Source organism: Pseudomonas fulva NBRC 16637 = DSM 17717 (assembly GCF_000730565.1).
GTDB classification, from domain to species: Bacteria; Pseudomonadota; Gammaproteobacteria; order Pseudomonadales; family Pseudomonadaceae; genus Aquipseudomonas; species Aquipseudomonas fulva.
The window spans coordinates 39,705-55,379 of sequence record NZ_BBIQ01000011.1; the positions used below are offsets into that span (position 1 = coordinate 39,705).

The 15,675-nt window shown below is 63.4% G+C and carries 17 protein-coding genes and 1 pseudogene; 13 read left to right on the forward strand and 5 right to left on the reverse strand.

What is annotated here, in order from left to right:
• The first annotated feature begins 164 nt into the window (after nt 1-164).
• The 5 genes and pseudogenes from PFU01S_RS12510 (at nt 165) to PFU01S_RS12530 (ending at nt 4,065) form a co-directional block, all read left to right on the forward strand.
• Nucleotides 165-869, forward strand: coding sequence for a TetR/AcrR family transcriptional regulator (locus tag PFU01S_RS12510; RefSeq protein ID WP_028686904.1), 705 nt, complete (start codon nt 165-167; stop codon nt 867-869).
• 27 nt (nt 870-896) lie between these two features.
• Nucleotides 897-1,445, forward strand: a complete 549-nt coding sequence (locus tag PFU01S_RS12515) for a hypothetical protein (protein WP_027913841.1) — start codon at nt 897-899, stop codon at nt 1,443-1,445.
• Between the two features lie 103 nt (nt 1,446-1,548).
• Nucleotides 1,549-2,847, forward strand: a pseudogene (locus PFU01S_RS12520) (flavohemoglobin expression-modulating QEGLA motif protein).
• Nucleotides 2,819-3,742 carry an alpha/beta hydrolase gene (locus PFU01S_RS12525; protein ID WP_028686903.1) on the forward strand — a complete coding sequence of 308 codons (924 nt, stop codon included), beginning with the start codon at nt 2,819-2,821 and terminating at the stop codon, nt 3,740-3,742. The pseudogene PFU01S_RS12520 and the gene PFU01S_RS12525 overlap by 29 nt, the downstream one beginning before the upstream one ends.
• The gene (locus PFU01S_RS12530; protein WP_023534135.1) at nt 3,739-4,065 is read left to right on the forward strand and encodes a PA3694 family proteiin; all 327 of its coding nucleotides are present in this window, start codon (nt 3,739-3,741) and stop codon (nt 4,063-4,065) included. Before PFU01S_RS12525 ends, PFU01S_RS12530 begins: the two co-directional genes overlap by 4 nt.
• A gap of 88 nt (nt 4,066-4,153) precedes the next feature.
• On the opposite strand, the gene lptF is transcribed toward PFU01S_RS12530, so the two are convergent.
• The 3 genes from lptF to PFU01S_RS12545 all read right to left on the reverse strand — a co-directional run bounded on the left by lptF (nt 4,154) and on the right by PFU01S_RS12545 (nt 6,021).
• Complete coding sequence (lptF, locus tag PFU01S_RS12535; protein ID WP_027913844.1) at nt 4,154-4,936, reverse strand: lipotoxin F family OmpA-related lipoprotein LptF; 783 nt, start codon at nt 4,934-4,936, stop codon at nt 4,154-4,156.
• A 50-nt stretch (nt 4,937-4,986) separates the two neighbouring features.
• Nucleotides 4,987-5,400 (reverse strand): DUF4398 domain-containing protein, encoded by a 414-nt coding sequence (locus tag PFU01S_RS12540; protein ID WP_023534068.1) that lies wholly within the window; start codon nt 5,398-5,400, stop codon nt 4,987-4,989.
• 279 nt (nt 5,401-5,679) lie between these two features.
• Nucleotides 5,680-6,021, reverse strand: coding sequence for a hypothetical protein (locus tag PFU01S_RS12545; RefSeq protein ID WP_027913845.1), 342 nt, complete (start codon nt 6,019-6,021; stop codon nt 5,680-5,682).
• A gap of 197 nt (nt 6,022-6,218) precedes the next feature.
• On the opposite strand from PFU01S_RS12545, the gene ppc reads away from it, so the two are divergent.
• The 7 genes from ppc to PFU01S_RS12580 all read left to right on the forward strand — a co-directional run bounded on the left by ppc (nt 6,219) and on the right by PFU01S_RS12580 (nt 13,437).
• On the forward strand, nt 6,219-8,846 hold the full coding sequence (ppc, locus tag PFU01S_RS12550) for a phosphoenolpyruvate carboxylase (RefSeq protein WP_028686902.1): 2,628 nt from the start codon (nt 6,219-6,221) through the stop codon (nt 8,844-8,846).
• A 256-nt stretch (nt 8,847-9,102) separates the two neighbouring features.
• On the forward strand, nt 9,103-9,753 hold the full coding sequence (gene adk, locus PFU01S_RS12555) for an adenylate kinase (RefSeq protein WP_028686901.1): 651 nt from the start codon (nt 9,103-9,105) through the stop codon (nt 9,751-9,753).
• Between the two features lie 166 nt (nt 9,754-9,919).
• The gene (gene tsaB / locus PFU01S_RS12560) at nt 9,920-10,594 is read left to right on the forward strand and encodes a tRNA (adenosine(37)-N6)-threonylcarbamoyltransferase complex dimerization subunit type 1 TsaB (protein ID WP_027913848.1); all 675 of its coding nucleotides are present in this window, start codon (nt 9,920-9,922) and stop codon (nt 10,592-10,594) included.
• Nucleotides 10,595-10,724: 130 nt separating this feature from the next.
• Nucleotides 10,725-11,015, forward strand: a complete 291-nt coding sequence (locus tag PFU01S_RS12565; RefSeq protein WP_027913849.1) for a hypothetical protein — start codon at nt 10,725-10,727, stop codon at nt 11,013-11,015.
• Nucleotides 11,016-11,018: 3 nt separating this feature from the next.
• Nucleotides 11,019-11,888 carry a DUF72 domain-containing protein gene (locus PFU01S_RS12570; protein ID WP_027913850.1) on the forward strand — a complete coding sequence of 290 codons (870 nt, stop codon included), beginning with the start codon at nt 11,019-11,021 and terminating at the stop codon, nt 11,886-11,888.
• Nucleotides 11,889-11,917: 29 nt separating this feature from the next.
• Nucleotides 11,918-12,751, forward strand: a complete 834-nt coding sequence (locus PFU01S_RS12575) for an isocitrate lyase/PEP mutase family protein (protein WP_028686900.1) — start codon at nt 11,918-11,920, stop codon at nt 12,749-12,751.
• The gene (locus PFU01S_RS12580; protein WP_027913852.1) at nt 12,748-13,437 is read left to right on the forward strand and encodes an extensin-like domain-containing protein; all 690 of its coding nucleotides are present in this window, start codon (nt 12,748-12,750) and stop codon (nt 13,435-13,437) included. The genes PFU01S_RS12575 and PFU01S_RS12580 overlap by 4 nt, the downstream gene beginning before the upstream one ends.
• A gap of 2 nt (nt 13,438-13,439) precedes the next feature.
• On the opposite strand, the gene PFU01S_RS12585 is transcribed toward PFU01S_RS12580, so the two are convergent.
• Nucleotides 13,440-14,060 (reverse strand): hypothetical protein, encoded by a 621-nt coding sequence (locus PFU01S_RS12585; protein WP_028686899.1) that lies wholly within the window; start codon nt 14,058-14,060, stop codon nt 13,440-13,442.
• A 104-nt stretch (nt 14,061-14,164) separates the two neighbouring features.
• Between PFU01S_RS12585 and PFU01S_RS12590 the strand changes: the two genes are divergently transcribed.
• Complete coding sequence (locus PFU01S_RS12590) at nt 14,165-14,941, forward strand: class I SAM-dependent methyltransferase (protein ID WP_028686898.1); 777 nt, start codon at nt 14,165-14,167, stop codon at nt 14,939-14,941.
• Nucleotides 14,942-15,019: 78 nt separating this feature from the next.
• Here PFU01S_RS12590 and PFU01S_RS12595 read toward each other — a convergent pair whose 3' ends face one another.
• Nucleotides 15,020-15,661: a TetR/AcrR family transcriptional regulator C-terminal domain-containing protein gene (locus PFU01S_RS12595; RefSeq protein WP_027913855.1), complete on the reverse strand. Its 642-nt coding sequence runs from the start codon at nt 15,659-15,661 to the stop codon at nt 15,020-15,022.
• Between the last annotated feature and the right edge of the window lie 14 nt (nt 15,662-15,675).

Genomic DNA, 15,675 nt, shown 5'->3' on the forward strand with positions numbered 1-15,675 from the left:
CAGGCGGCTTTTTCTTGCCTGAAGCATTATGTTGTCATTACCGGCCCGCTCGCGATCCAAGCGCCTGCGAAGCAATCTGCGATTCCAACGCCTGGGGGCAGATCGGACGCGAACGGGCATGCTCCGACCAGACACCGTACATGAGGTACTCCATGACAACCGCCATGGCTCAACAAGGGGCTGCAGGCATCGCCACTGCCGTTGCCGAAAGCGTGCGCTACCAGGGCCGCAAGACGGCCCGGCAAGGCAGTGAGCAGCGTCGCCAACTGATTCTGGACGCCGCCATGCGCATCGTGGTGCGCGATGGCGTGCGGGGCGTGCGACACCGTGCCGTCGCCGCAGAGGCAGGGGTGCCGCTGTCGGCCACCACCTACTACTTCAAGGACATCGAGGACCTGCTCACCGACACGTTCGCCCAGTACGTCGAACGCAGCGCCGCCTACATGGCCAAGCTCTGGCTCAACACCGAAGCAGTGTTGCGCCAACTGCTGGCCCAAGGTGACGGCAGTCCCCAGGCACGGGCAAAACTGGCCGATGAAGTGGCGCGCATGACGGCCGATTACGTGCAGCGCCAACTGCTCACCCGCCGCGATTTCATGATGGCCGAGCAGGCGTTTCGCCAGGAAGCGCTGCTGTGCCCACGCCTGGCCGATCTGGTCTGTGCTCACGAGCAGATTCTGCTGCACGGTACGCGCCAACTGCTGCAGGTCGTTGGCTCGCGACAGCCCGAACAGGATGCACAGATGTTGACGGCGATTATCGAGCAGATGGAATATCAGGGCCTGCTCAAGCACGCCGAGGCGCAGGCCGATGGGCCGATGCTGGCGATGCTTACCCGATACTTGCAGTTGGTGCTGGCGTCGGCTTGAGCCCGACCTTTTCGAGGAAGAAACCTGATGAAAGCCTGGCGTGTGGTGCTGTTGACGCTGTCATTCCTGATGCTGGGCGGTTGTCTGGTGACCTTTTCCGAACCGCTACCCGGTAAGTCCTCGGCCCCCAAGGGGCTGGTGGGCAGCTGGACCACCAAGGACGCCTGGGGCGAGCCGCTGAAGCTGGTCATCACGCGTGCCGACGCAGGTGCCTACAAAGCGGTGGCCACACCCAAGGGCAAATCTGCCCAAACCTATGTATTCAATGTGGCCCAGCAGGGTAACCGCTGGTACCTGTCGGCGCGAGTGCCTGGCGACCTGGGCGGCAACTACGTGATCGGTGGTTTCGATATCGTCGATGGCAAGGAGCTGGTGGTCTATAACCTCGATCTGCAGCAAGTGCAGCAGGCCGTGAACAGCAAGGAATTGAGCGGGCACAGCACCGAGGTGGCGCAGGACAACGGCGAGGGTCTGCTGGTCGACAGCCCACCAGCGCGTGTCCTGGCCTACCTCAACGACCCAGCGAATTCGGACCTGTTCGTGGAGGCAGTGCGCTTCAAACGCGCTGGCCAGTGACAGGGCAAGTCTCTGGTGATTCGCGGATGCGCCAAGGGCGCACTCTCGCCTCGGCTGCTCGACACTTGAGTCGGCTGACACGAGCGGGACATGGCTTGGCCTGATGGCCGATAAGGATTTCTTTGTGGACGAGTACCAGCAAACCATTCGCGCACTGTCCGACCGCATCGTGGCTGCGCAAACGCCGATTCGCGTGCTCGATGCAGTCAAGTGGGACGATGGCATCCGTCGCGGCTTCTTCGAGGCCAAGGGCAAGGTCCCGCCTGCCGTGGACCGTGCCTATTATCAGGCGCGCTCACTGGGGTTCGACTCCAGCGCTGTAAAGGCGGAGTTCCAGGCTATCGAGCGTGACATCATTCGCCAGCTTGGCCAGTTCAGCCCCGTGGGGCAGATCATGAAACGCATGTGCCGCGAGTACCGCATGGTCGTGCGCATGCTCGAGGCCAGGGGTACGCAAGATTTCGGTCTGATTTCCCAGGAGCTGTACGGCGCTGCCTCCGATGTTTTCCATGCCGGTGACCCGACCCTGGCCGACCTTGGCCTGATGCTGTCGGACTACCTGAACAACATCGATGGACGCGGTGACCTCAAGGACGAGCCGAAGGACCTGACGGCCAAGCAGGCGGTGGAAATCCTCCAGTGCCGGTTGAACAAGGTGTTCGGTGAAGCCGAGGGGACCATTCGCGTGTTCGAGTCCGACGGTATCGTGGCCGATGCCGCCGCCGGTGCCGACTACATCAAGGTGCGTGCCGATGCCATGTTCAACGCGCGCGATGTACGGGCCCTGGAAGTGCACGAGGGGTTGGTGCACGTGGGCACTACCCTCAATGGCCTGAACCAGCCTATCTGCACGTTCCTGGCCAAGGGCCCGCCGTCCTCGACGGTGACCCAGGAAGGCCTGGCCATCCTGATGGAAGTCATCGCTTTCGCCTCCTACCCCAGCCGCCTGCGCAAACTGACCAACCGCACCCGCGCCATACACATGGTCGAGGACGGTGCGGACTTCATGCAGGTGTACCGGTTCTTCCAGGAGTAGGGCTTCGACATGGGGCAAAGCTACAGCAATGCCAGCCGGGTATTCCGTGGGTCGGTGCCCAATGGCTTGCCATTCACCAAGGACTTGTCCTACCTCAAGGGCTTCATCATGGTTTACAACTACATTCAGTTGGCTGTGAAGAAGGGCAAGCTGGAGCAGATACCGCTGCTGTTCTGTGGCAAGACCACCCTCGAAGACATGCGCACCCTGCGCCAGCTTGTCGAGGAGGGCCTGGTGGAGCCGCCCAAGTACCTGCCTGAGCAATTCCGCGACTTGAACGCCTTGTCGGCCTGGATGTGCTTTTCCAACTTCCTCAACCACTTGAGCCTGGACCGTATTGAAACCGACTACGCGAATATCCTTTGACGGGCTCCGCCTGCTGACGGCGGGCATGGTGCTGGTGCTGCTGGGCGGGTGCAGCGGCTTGCTGTTCTACCCTGAGCGGGGCCAAGCGTTCACGCCAGAGCGCGCCAGGCTCGCCTACAGCGATGTCACCCTGGTCGCCGCCGACGGTGTACGCCTGCATGCCTGGTGGCTGCCGGCCAAGCCAGGTGTGGCGGTCAAGGGCACGATACTGCACCTGCACGGTAATGGGGGCAATCTGCCCGGTCACCTGGGCGGCAGCTACTGGTTGCCGGAGCAGGGTTACCAAGTGCTGATGATCGACTACCGAGGCTACGGCCTGTCCGATGGCAAGCCGCGGCTACCTGAGGTCTATCAGGATATCGCCGCCGCCATGGCCTGGCTCGACCAGTCTCCGCAGGTCAAGGGCAAACCCCTGGTCTTGCTGGGGCAGAGCCTGGGCGGTGCCATGGCCATCCACTACCTGGCGGCCCATCCCGAGCAGCGCGAACGCTTCAGCGCTCTGGTGTTCGACGGCGTTCCGGCCAGCTACCGGGCGGTGGGCCGATACGCCTTGAGCACCTCGTGGATGACCTGGCCGCTTCAGGTGCCGTTGTCCTGGCTGGTGCCCGATGCCGATAGCGCCATCGAGTCCGTCGGGCAGCTGACCAGCCCGCCCAAGCTCTTTTTCCACAGCATCGATGATGACCTGGTGCCCATGAACAACGTCATCCGCCTGTATCAGCAGGCACCCCCTCCACGGGTGCTGCAGTTGACCCGAGGTGGACACGTGCAGACGTTCGCCGACCCTACCTGGCGTGAAGTGATGCTGCGTTTTCTGGATGACCCCAGCCACTTCACCGGCCTGCGGCGGCTCGCCGAAGTGCCCAATGCCTATGACGAGAAGAACCCGCAATGAGCGAAGAACGCAACGCCATACCGCTGATCCTGACAGGAGTCGGCAGCATTATCGTGACGGTAGGGGCCCTGTGGTACTACGGCTACCTGCACTTCGCCAAGCCTGAGGATGCCTTGTTGCTGCAGGATTTCACCATGCTCAAGACGGTACCGGGCGAAGACTACAAGGTGTCACTGGAGCCGGCAGCGCAGGTAGCCCAGTGCGCCGATGGCGTGCTGGTACTGTTCGACACCCAGCAAAAAGGCCTCAGTGGCGTGCTCGTCGACAGCCGCAAGCGCGCCGTACGCTGCGTGGGCGCCGATACGCCGCAGCAGGTGCGATAGGGCCTACTTGGCTAACCGGTAGCACCAAAAAAGAACCCCGCGCTGGAGGGACGCTCCAGCGCGGGGTTCTTGTTCCTGCCGTGCAGCGTTACTTCATCGAAGAACGCGGTGCAACTGGCTGGTTGTCATTGGAAATGGTCACTTCCACACGACGGTTCTGGGCGCGGCCCGAGTTGCTGGAGTTATCCGCTACCGGATATTCCTTGCCATAGCCCTGGGCAACGATGCGCGCTGGGTCTACGCCTGCGCGGACCAGTGCCATGCGTACGCTGCCGGCGCGACGCTCGGACAGGGACTGGTTGTAGCTGGCCGAGCCGACGCTGTCGGTGTAACCCTCGACGATCACTTTGCGCTCAGGGTTTTCCTGAAGGAACTGAGCCAGCTTGGTGATATTCGGGTAGGCATTGCTCTTGAGCTCAGCCTTGTTGAAGTCGAACAGCACGTCGCCGAAGGTTACCAGGGTGCCGCGCTCGGTCTGCTTGGCGTTCAGGCTTTGCTGCAGCTTGGCGATCTGGGCGTCACGGGCGTCCAGCTTGGCCTGTGCGCGCAGCGCGGCGGCGTTTTTCAGGTCGCCTTCAGCAGTGCGCAGGGCGATGGTCTGCTTGGCCACTTCAACACGCTGGTTGGTCAGGTAGGCCAGTTGGTCGACCTTCTGCTCGTCTTCGCGGTCCATGTAGGCTTTGTCAGCCTTGTTCAGCCAGTCCTGGGCATCCTTGGTTTCAAGGGCAGCCACTTTGCTGGCCTGCGGATCGCTCTGCAGGGAAGAGAAGTTGGTGCGAGCCGCTTCCAGGTTGGCGTTCGGGTCGTGCGAGCAGGCAGCGAGACCGACGCTCAGGGCCAGGAGGGCGGGAATCATGACGTGTTTGCGCATAGTGTTCATCCTTTGATCGAGTGCGAAGGCTAAGGGAGACAGGGCAGGGCTCATTGAGCGCTGCGCAGGCCTTCCTCACGTACGTCCTGGGCGCCTTGACGGGCGTCCTGTACGGCCTTCTGGGCCTTGGCCGCCTGGGCCTTACGTTCGGCGAGACGCGCGTCCCATTCGGCCTGTTCGGCCAGACGCTTGGCTTCGTCGTACTTCTTGTCATGCATGGCGATTTCGGCCTGCTTGAACTTGTCCTGAGCTGCTTTCATTTCGACAGCAGCGTACTCGGTGCCGCCTGCGCTGACGGCAGAGTTCACGGCGGACTGGGTCACAGCATACTGTTCGGTTGGCGGGTTGCCTGCACAGCCAGCCAGGACCAGGCTACTGCCCAGGGCCAGCGCGGCCAGCTTGAACCCGCGCACGTAAGTGGATGAAGGTTTGACAGTGCGGGTTTTCATGGTGGTCAGCTCCATTGGATCACTCCTGATAATGACGATGTCCGTAGCAGTCCATCGCTCATTCCCCGGACCGTTTTCATGCGCTTCAGCTGAATGGCGCACAAGTACCGGTGTGCAGGGTTTTAGCGTGATGGCTATTGGCTCCGACTGGAAGAATTTTCGAATAGTTCAGTAAAAAGTCCAGATTACGAGTAACTCTTTCTGACTAATCGGTCAGCTGAAATTCAGCGGAACTTTTGCCTGCCCAAGCGGTTTTCGCTACGGCCAGCAACCGAAGTCTTGGTCGGGCGACGGTCATTTCTCATCTCCCCCCGCCCCGTTCAGCGCATGCAAATGCTGACGCGAAAGTGCGAGGAAGCGGGGCGTGGGCCCTACGTCTTCGTACAAGGGATCACCCTCTTCATCGGTGGCGATGACCTGGCGTCCCTGGACATAGGGGAAGCTTGCCTCCAGCTCCTCCAGCGCCGCACCGACCAGTTCGCCAAGTAGCGCTTCGGCGGTTCGCTTGGGGTACATGTCGATGAGCGCTGCCAGGCGCGCTTCGGACTCCAGATCAAGGTGCAACACATGTTCGGTACGGCTGAGGGTGCCGGCCGCGTTCTGTTCCCAGTGCTGGGCGAGTTCACGAATTTTCATGATGACCTCTGTTAGCGCCTGCTAGGGCATGCAAGGCATGAGAGTGGTGAGCATCGACATTAGTTTGCTTTGGGTGTGCATGGCTTGCCATCGCCGCCTTGCTCTTGGCACTCTGGCATGAGGTCGCGGCCTCACAGGCAGCGCGATGAGCCTAACAAGGCATGCCAGGCGCTTGAGCTGCGCCACGGAGAGGGCCAATGACCGATATCGATGTGCGTTTGCGTGAAGATGTCCATGTGCTGGGAGAGCTGCTCGGCGACACGATTCGTCACCAGTATGGCGATGAATTTTTGCAGAAGATCGAGGATATTCGTCACAGCGCGAAAGCTGATCGACGCAATGCCGGCGAAGAGCTCAGCTCGACCCTGGGTGATCTGGACGATGACGAACTGTTGCCGGTGGCCAGGGCATTCAACCAGTTCCTCAACCTGGCCAACATGGCCGAGCAATACCAGTTGATACGACGCCGCGATGCCGACCAGCCCGAGCCCTTCGAGGCCCGCGTGCTGCCGGAGCTGCTGGCCCGCCTCAAGCAGGCCGGCCATGACGATCAGGACCTGGCGCGGCAGTTGGCTGGCCTGGATATCCAGCTGGTGCTCACAGCGCACCCTACCGAAGTCTCGCGGCGTACCCTGATCCAGAAGTACGACGCCATCGCCGCCCAGCTGGCTGCCCAGGATCATCGCGACCTGACCCCCGCCGAAACCGCGCAGATCCGCGACCGCTTGCGCCGTCTGATTGCCGAGGCCTGGCATACCGAGGAAATCCGCCGTACACGCCCCACGCCCGTGGATGAGGCCAAATGGGGCTTCGCCGTGATCGAGCACTCGTTGTGGCACGCCATCCCCAACCACCTGCGCAAAGTCGATCACGCCCTGCAGGAGGCGACCGGCCAGCGGCTGCCACTGACGGCGGCCCCCATCCGCTTCGCTTCGTGGATGGGCGGCGACCGGGACGGCAACCCCAATGTTACCGCCAAGGTCACCCGGGAAGTCCTGCTGCTGGCGCGTTGGATGGCAGCGGACCTGTTCCTGCGCGATATCGATGCGCTGGCGGCCGAGCTTTCCATGCAACAGGCCAGTACGGCCTTGCGCGAGCACGTGGGCGACAGCCCGGAGCCTTACCGTGCGCTGCTCAAGCAACTGCGCGAGCGCTTGCGGGCAACTCGCAGCTGGGCCCATTCGGCACTGTCTGCCAACGTACCGCCTGGGCCTGACGTGCTGGTGGACAACCGCGAGCTGGTTGCACCGTTGCAATGGTGTCACCAGTCGCTGCATGACTGCGGCATGGGCATCATCGCCGATGGCCCGCTGCTGGACTGCCTGCGCCGGGCCGTGACCTTCGGCCTCTTCCTGGTCAGGCTGGACGTGCGCCAAGACGCCGCGCGTCACCGTGATGCGCTGAGCGAAATCACCGAGTACCTAGGCATGGGCCGGTATGCCGACTGGGATGAGGAACAGCGTATTGACTTCCTGGAACAGGAGCTGGCCAACCGTAGGCCGCTGCTGCCAGCCCACTTCGAGCCTCAGGACGAGACGGCCGAGGTGTTGGCCACCTGCCGGGAGATCGCCGCGGCGCCAGGCGCCTCGCTGGGCTCGTACGTGATTTCGATGGCAGGTGCTGCGTCGGACGTGCTGGCGGTGCAATTGCTGCTCAAGGAAACCGGCCTGACCCGTCCGATGCGGGTGGTGCCGCTGTTCGAAACCCTGGCTGACCTGGATAACGCGGGCCCGGTGATGCAGCGTCTGCTGGCGCTGCCCAGTTATCGCGCCGGCCTGCATGGCCCTCAGGAGGTCATGATCGGCTATTCCGATTCGGCCAAGGATGCGGGCACCACGGCCGCGGCCTGGGCCCAGTACCGCGCCCAGGAAAGCCTGGTGCGCATTTGCGCCGAGCACCAGGTCGAGTTGCTGCTGTTCCATGGCCGGGGCGGTACGGTGGGGCGCGGCGGCGGCCCGGCTCACGCCGCCATTTTGTCGCAACCGCCGGGTTCGGTCGCCGGGCGGTTCCGCACCACCGAACAGGGGGAGATGATCCGCTTCAAGTTCGGCTTGCCTGGCATTGCCGAGCAGAACCTCAACCTGTATCTGGCCGCCGTGCTCGAAGCCACGCTGCTGCCACCGCCGCCCCCGCAGCCGGCCTGGCGCGACCTCATGGATCAGATGGCTGCCGATGGGGTCAAGGCCTACCGCGACGTGGTGCGTGAGCACCCGGACTTCGTCGAGTACTTCCGCCAGTCGACCCCCGAGCAGGAGTTGGGGCGCCTGCCGCTGGGCAGTCGCCCGGCCAAGCGACGTGCCGGCGGTATCGAAAGCCTGCGCGCCATCCCCTGGATCTTCGGCTGGACCCAGACTCGACTGATGCTCCCAGCCTGGCTGGGTTGGGAGACGGCACTGAACAACGCGCTGGCTGCCGGGCAGGGCCCGTTGCTTGCGCAGATGCGCGAGCAGTGGCCGTTCTTCCGCACGCGCATCGACATGCTGGAGATGGTCCTGGCCAAAGCCGATGCCCAAATTGCAGAGGCCTACGACCAACGTCTGGTGCAACCGCACCTGCTACCTTTAGGTACACAGCTGCGCGACCTATTGTCGCAGTCGTGCCAGGTCGTGCTGAGCCTGACCGGGCAGCAGGTGCTACTGGCGCATAGCCCCGAAACCCTGGAATTCATCCGCCTGCGCAACACCTACCTGGACCCGCTGCATCGGCTGCAGGCAGAACTGCTGGCGCGTTCGCGTGACCGCCAGGCCGCTCTGGACAGCCCGCTGGAGCAGGCGTTGCTGGTGACCATCGCCGGTATCGCCGCGGGGCTGCGCAACACCGGTTGAGGGGAGGGGGCGGGGCTGCTTCAGAAAGGTGCAGGGGGGCATCGAACAGCGACGGCACGGGGGTTGCGCTGGGCGCAACCACTGACCCGCTCGACCTGAAGTGGTGCATTCATGCAACTTTGGGACGCTTGTCGGGCTGGCAGGCGCTGTGTATCTTGAGCAGCCTTCTGACCGATTCATGGTCATACCTAATTTCCGGACTTGGCCCTGGTTGCCGAATCCATTGAATTGCATACAAAAATTTGAGGAGCACAAGATGCGCGTAATTCTGCTGGGAGCTCCCGGGGCCGGTAAAGGTACTCAGGCAAAGTTCATCACCGAAAAGTTCGGTATTCCACAGATCTCCACCGGCGACATGCTGCGTGCGGCGGTCAAGGCCGGCACGCCCTTGGGCCTGGAGCTGAAAAAAGTCATGGATGCCGGCCAACTGGTCTCCGACGAGTTGATCATCAGCCTGGTCAAAGAGCGCATCGCCCAGCCTGATTGCGCCAACGGCTGCCTGTTCGACGGTTTCCCGCGCACTATCCCACAGGCAGAGGCCATGGACGATGCGGGCGTGAACATTGATGCCGTGGTCGAGATCGCCGTGGACGACGAAGAGATCGTTGGCCGCATGGCAGGCCGTCGTGTGCACCTGGCCTCGGGCCGTACCTACCATGTCCAGTACAACCCGCCGAAAATCGAAGGCAAGGACGATGTCACTGGCGAAGACCTGATCCAGCGCGATGACGACAAGGAAGAAACCGTTCGCCATCGCCTGTCGGTCTACCACAGCCAGACCAAGCCACTGGTAGACTTCTACCAGAAGCTGTCGGCGACCAACGGTGGCAAGCCCAAGTACAGCCACATCGAAGGTGTGGGCTCGGTAGAAGCGATCACTGCCAAGGTACTGGCCGCGCTGAGCTGATCGGCACATTGTCATTGAACGACGGCCCGCTTGCGGGCCGTTGTCGTTTTTGGCCTTGTGCGGTGTGGGCGTATCCCCGGCAGCCCACACGGCGGCCCTTTGGGACACGAAGGCGCGGCTGCTCTATACTCGCGCTCTTTCCCACTCACACCTGGATACCTGTTCGATGACCACCTTGTTGGCCCTGGATACCGCCACCGAAGCCTGTTCCGTTGCACTGCTGCATAACGGTGAGGTAACCAGCCATTACGAGGTGATCCCACGCATGCATGCCCAGAAGTTGCTGCCAATGATCAAGCAACTGCTGGCCGAATCCGGCGTAGCCCTGGGCACGGTCGATGCCATTGCGTTCGGCCGTGGCCCGGGTGCGTTCACTGGTGTGCGCATTGCCATCGGCGTGGTGCAGGGGCTGGCTTTCGCCCTGGAGCGGCCCGTGTTGCCGGTGTCCAATCTCGCAGCGCTGGCCCAGGGCGCACTGCGTCAACAGGGTGCCCAGCAAGTGGCCGCCGCCATCGATGCGCGTATGGACGAAGTGTACTGGGGCTGCTATCAGGCCGTAGCCGGGGAAATGCGCCTGCAAGGTGCTGAAGCGGTGCTGCCACCCGAATGTGTGGCGTTGCCAGCAGGGGCGCAAGGACCATGGTTCGGAGCAGGTACGGGTTGGGGCTATGCCGAGCGCCTGGCGGTCACTGCTGACGCAAGCGACCCCTCGGCCTTGCCCAGTGCCCTTGATGTGCTGAGCCTGGCGCGCTTTGCCTGGGCCCGGGGTGAAGCCATCGCAGCTGAGCAGGCTCAGCCGATTTACCTGCGCGATAACGTGGCAACGCCCAAAAAGCAGTAAGGCTGTTCGTCGGGCACGCTCGATAGTGCTACAACCTTTTGCATAAAGTGTGGTCAAGTTCTCAATCGAGCATTAGCGGCGGGCCATCAATGCTGCTAAATTGCCATCATTGGTCCTGGGTGCTCATGCCATGCGTGTCGACGGTTTCTCATCACAGTCCTTTCCGATCAAGCGCACGCCGCGCAAGGCAGCGGTGCATGATGACGTGGCCGATGATGGCGAACTGGTGGAAGAGATCGCCATGGCAGCCCAGGAGCCTGCTGCTCGTCGCCGTACCGGGACGCTGCCAGCCCGTCAGCAGGACATGGTGTTCCCCCGCGCCCGTGACCGGCGCACCGCCTCGGCACTCGCCAGTTACCTGAGCACAGCGGGCTTTACCGACTGGGACATGGAAGTACTGGGGCTAGACCTGTACATTTGACGGATGAGCCTGCCGTCCATCCCCTATTTCATTGGCTGCCCCTCGTGGAGCGAAAACGCCTGGCGTGAGTACCTGTACCCTGCCGACGCCAGCGCCGCGCAGATGCTTGGGCTGTACAGCCAGGTCTTCAATGCCGTCGAAGGCAATACCACGTTCTATGCCAGGCCATCGCCTGCCACGGTGGTCCGGTGGGCGGCAACGATGCCAGCGCATTTTCGCTTCACGGCCAAGTTCCCCCGCGACATCAGCCACGGTGGCGACCTGCGCGACCATCTCGAACCTGCCTTTGACTTCATTCGCCTGATGGCGCCGCTCGGGCCGCGCGTGTCCCCTTACTGGCTGCAGTTGCCCGCTTCGTACGGCCCGGGGCGACTGGCAGAGCTGAGCCAGTTCCTGCAGCAGGTGGGTGTAAACGTTGCAGTGGAGGTGCGCCATCCGGCGTTCTTCGCCAAGGGCGAGGATGAACGCGCGCTCAACCGCCTGCTGGCCGACTTGGGTGTCGAGCGGGTGTGTCTCGATCCCAGGGCGCTGTTCAGCTGTACCTCCACTGACCCCGCCATCGTGCATGCCCAGTCCAAGAAGCCCAACGTTCCGCCGCGACCAGCCGCGTTCAGTCAGCGTCCGCAGGTGCGCTTCATCGGCCATCCGGCGCTTGAGTACAACGAACCCTTCCTGACCCCTTGGGTGGACAAGTTGGCTGCGTGGATCGAAGAGGGGCGCAGCCCGTACATCTTCTTGCACACTGCTGACAACCGCCTGGCGGCCGCGTTGGCGCAACGTTTCCACCAGCGGCTCATGCTACGCCTGCCCGGGCTGGCCGCACTGCCGGAATTGCCGCGAGCGCCGGAGGTCGAACAGCTGGGCCTGCTCTGATTTCTTCCCCATTGCCGGAGTGCTTGATCATGGATGTGCAAACCCTGCGAGCCGAAGCCTTCAAGGCCTTGCATCAACGCGATGGCGCCTTCGTCATGGCCAACCCCTGGGACGCCGGTTCAGCCAAGCTGCTGGCCAGCCTGGGTTTCGAGGCCTTGGCCAGCACCAGCGCCGGGCTTGCCTTCAGCCTGGGGCGCCCGGATGCCGAAGGGGCGCTAAGCCTCGATGACGTGCTGGACAACGCAGGCGAAATCGTCGACGCCACCGCATTGCCAGTGGCTGCGGACCTTGAGAACGGCTTCGGGGATCTGCCCGAGGATTGCGCCCAGGCCATTCTGCGCGCTGCTGAAGCAGGGCTGGTCGGTGGCTCCATCGAGGACGCCAGTGGCCGCGCCGCGTCACCTATCTACGACAAGGGCCTTGCGGTGGAGCGTGTTCGTGCTGCCGTGCAGGCGGCGCGCAGCCTGCCTTTTCCCTTCACCGTGTGCGCGCGCGCGGAAAACCTGCTGCACGGGCGCCAGGACCTGGACGACACCATCGAGCGCCTGCAGGCTTTCGCCGAGGCGGGCGCCGATGTGCTCTACGCCCCTGGGCTGCGTACGGCCGAGGAAGTGCGGGCAGTGGTGCAGGCGCTGGCGCCTCGCCCAGTGAACGTGCTGATGGGCATGGCGGGGGTGCCGTTATGCGTCAACCAGCTTCAGGACCTGGGTGTACGGCGCGTTAGCGTCGGTTCGTCGATGGCGCGTGCGGCCTTTGGCGCCTTACAGCGGGCTGCGCAGGAAATCCGTGAACAGGGTACGTTTGGCTACGCCGAGCAGGCCTTGCCGTTCGATCAGCTCAATGAGCTGTTCCGCCGCGGATGAAAGTCGTTCTGCTGCTTCTGGGCGTGCTGGTGCTGGCCGCCGGCCAGGCGTGGCACCTGGGCTGGCGCCCGCCTGCGCAGTGGAACCCGCTTGCCCCCTTGGACGTCAGCCAGCCGCCCAACTGGCTGACTGGCTTCAAGCTCAAGCGTCTGCGCGACGACCCGGCGCTTTGCCAACAGGCGCTTCAAAGCAGTCAACTGCGCTACCGGGCGCAGGCTGACAGCCCAGCCTCGGCCAAATGCCCACTGAGCAATGTCTGGCGTATCGAAGGTGGGCAGGCCCGCCTGAGCAGCAGTTTCCTGGCCAGCTGCCCGCTGGCGGTCGCCTACGCCCTGTTCGAGCGCCACGGCCTGCAGCCGGTGGCTCAGCGCGTGCTGGGCCAGTCGGTGGTGCAGGTCGATCACCTGGGTAGCTTTGCCTGCCGCAACGTCTACAACCGCAAGGCAGGGCGCTTGAGCCAGCATGCCAGCGCCAACGCCCTGGACATTGCAGGTTTTCGTCTGCGGGACGGCCAACGCATCGTCCTGGCGCGCGACTGGCAGGGGACCGGGGACAAGGCGATGTTCTTGCGTGAGGTACGTCAGGCGGCGTGCGAGCACTTCAGCACGGTGCTGGGGCCGGAGTACAATGCTGCGCACCGCGATCACTTTCATGTAGACATGGGCCGTTGGCAGGTGTGCCGTTAGCCTCAGGCGTAAGCGCGCACGTTGTTCAACACCACTGGGCGCGCCCAGTGCATGTCGAAGGCCAGGTCGTGCTGCTGGCGTGCCAGGGTCGGTTCATCGAACGGTTCGGGGGCCGGGTCCAGCAAAGTGCTGTCGAACTCGGCGATCGGCAGGAACAGAGGCCGTGGTGCAGGGCCGGGACCCGGTTCAGCTAAGGGTTGGCCCTGACGGGCGACCACGGGCCGAACCCAACTGTTGTCGATATCAAGCTGACGCTGCTGCTCGATCATTTCCAGCGCACCGAACGGCTCGGGGGCGGGCGGCAGCAGGTTGGCCTCCAGTTCGGCCTTGGGCAGGAACAACGGCTCGGGTGGCGCGACCACGGTGTCTTGCACCGGGCAGGCGCGTTGCGTGTCGATCAAGGCCAGGGCACGGGCGCCGCCGACAGGTTCTCCGCTGGCCTGGTCGTACTGCACGAATGACTGGCTGACGCTGTCGACGGGCGTTTCAGATTGCTCCGCCATTGCCCGGGCGAAGAAATCCTGCCACAGGTGGCTGACGCCCCCCAGTGCCTGGGTGTTGTGCTGACTGTAGTTGTCGACAGGCGACAGGTAGGTCAAGCCGATAGGAAGAATTTCTGACATGGCAGTCGCGCGCGTTGTGCTCTGGCAGAATAGCGGGATATTGCCTGTATCGGCCGCGTTGGCCGGTTCATTAAGGGCCAGGTTGTTTTTTTCAGGTGTGAGCGATGCAAGAGCAAGGCGTGGGGATCAGGGTCGAGGCGATGTCCGAGGAGTATGCGGGCCAGGCGCAGGCATGGGCGCAGCGCTTGGGCTTGCCCTTGCAGGATGACGACGCGCAGTTCGCCGTTCAGCTGGGCCCCGAGGGTTTGCAGGTCCAGCAGTTGGGGCCCCAGGCCCCCGGCCCGGTGCGGGTCGACTTCGTCGAAGGCCAGGCTGCCCACCGGCGCCAGTTCGGCGGTGGCAACGGGCAGATGATCGCCAAGGCCGTGGGCATCGCCCAGGGTGTGAGGCCGGTGGTACTCGACGCTACCGCAGGGCTTGGCAAGGACGCCTTCGTGCTGGCCAGTCTGGGTTGCCACATGACCCTGATCGAGCGCCAGCCGCTTGTGGCTGCGCTACTGGAAGACGGGTTGGCGCGGGCCCGTGCCGATGAGGACGTCGGGCCAATCGTCGCGCGCATGCGCCTGCTGACGGGCAACGCCATCGAGTGCATGCGCAACTGGGAAGGCGAGCCGCCGCAGGTGATCTACCTGGACCCGATGTTTCCCCACCGGGACAAGAGCGCACTGGTGAAAAAGGAAATGCGCGTGTTCCGCCCGTTGGTCGGCGACGACCTGGACGCCCCGGCGCTGCTCGACGCGGCGCTGGCGTTGGCGACCCACCGCGTGGTGGTCAAGCGACCGCGCAAGGCGCCGATCATCGACGGACCCAAACCCAGCCACGGCCTTGAGGGCAAGTCGAGCCGCTATGACATCTACCCCAAGAAGGCCTTGAAAGGCTGAGCACCGCATGAGAGTGGCCGGGCCCTGCGCCGCAGGCAACCCTGGACGATCAACGTGGGTTGTCGAGTCTGGTCCGACTCAGGGCCTGAATGCGCGCAGAAACACCTCGACCACCTCGCACACATGCGCCTCGGCCGCTTCGCCGCACAGCGGCTCGGCGCAGCCCAGCATCAGGCGGTAATCCGGCGCGCCTTTTACCAGGCAGAAGAAATGCTCCGCTGCCCTGAGCGGGTCATCGATCCGCAACAGCCCGCGCTCGTCGGCCCCGCGCAGCAAGGCCTCCATTCCCGCCAGCACCCGCTTGGGCCCGGCCTCGTAGAAATACTCGCCAAAGCCTGGATCGCTATTGCCCTGGGCCATGATCAGGCGACTGAGCTTGACGGCTTCGTCACTGCTGATCAGGGCCTGGAAACTGCGGGCGATGGTCAAGAGCACTTCTTCTATCGGCGCGTGCTCGGGGTATTCGAACAGTTGATCGGGCAACTGCAACTGACACGTGGCCATGACCGCCGAGCAGAACAGTGTCTGTTTGTCGGTGAAGTGGCTGTACACCGTGAGCTTCGATACACCCGCTGCCGCCGCGACCGCATCCATGCTGGTACTTGCGTAACCCAGGCTCAGAAACAGCGACTTGGCCGCTTCGAGAATGGCCTGGCGCTTGGCAAGGTCCTTTGGGCGGCCTGGGCCGCTGGAGACGTCGTTGGACATTGGGATCTGCATCTGCCTTGAAGGTT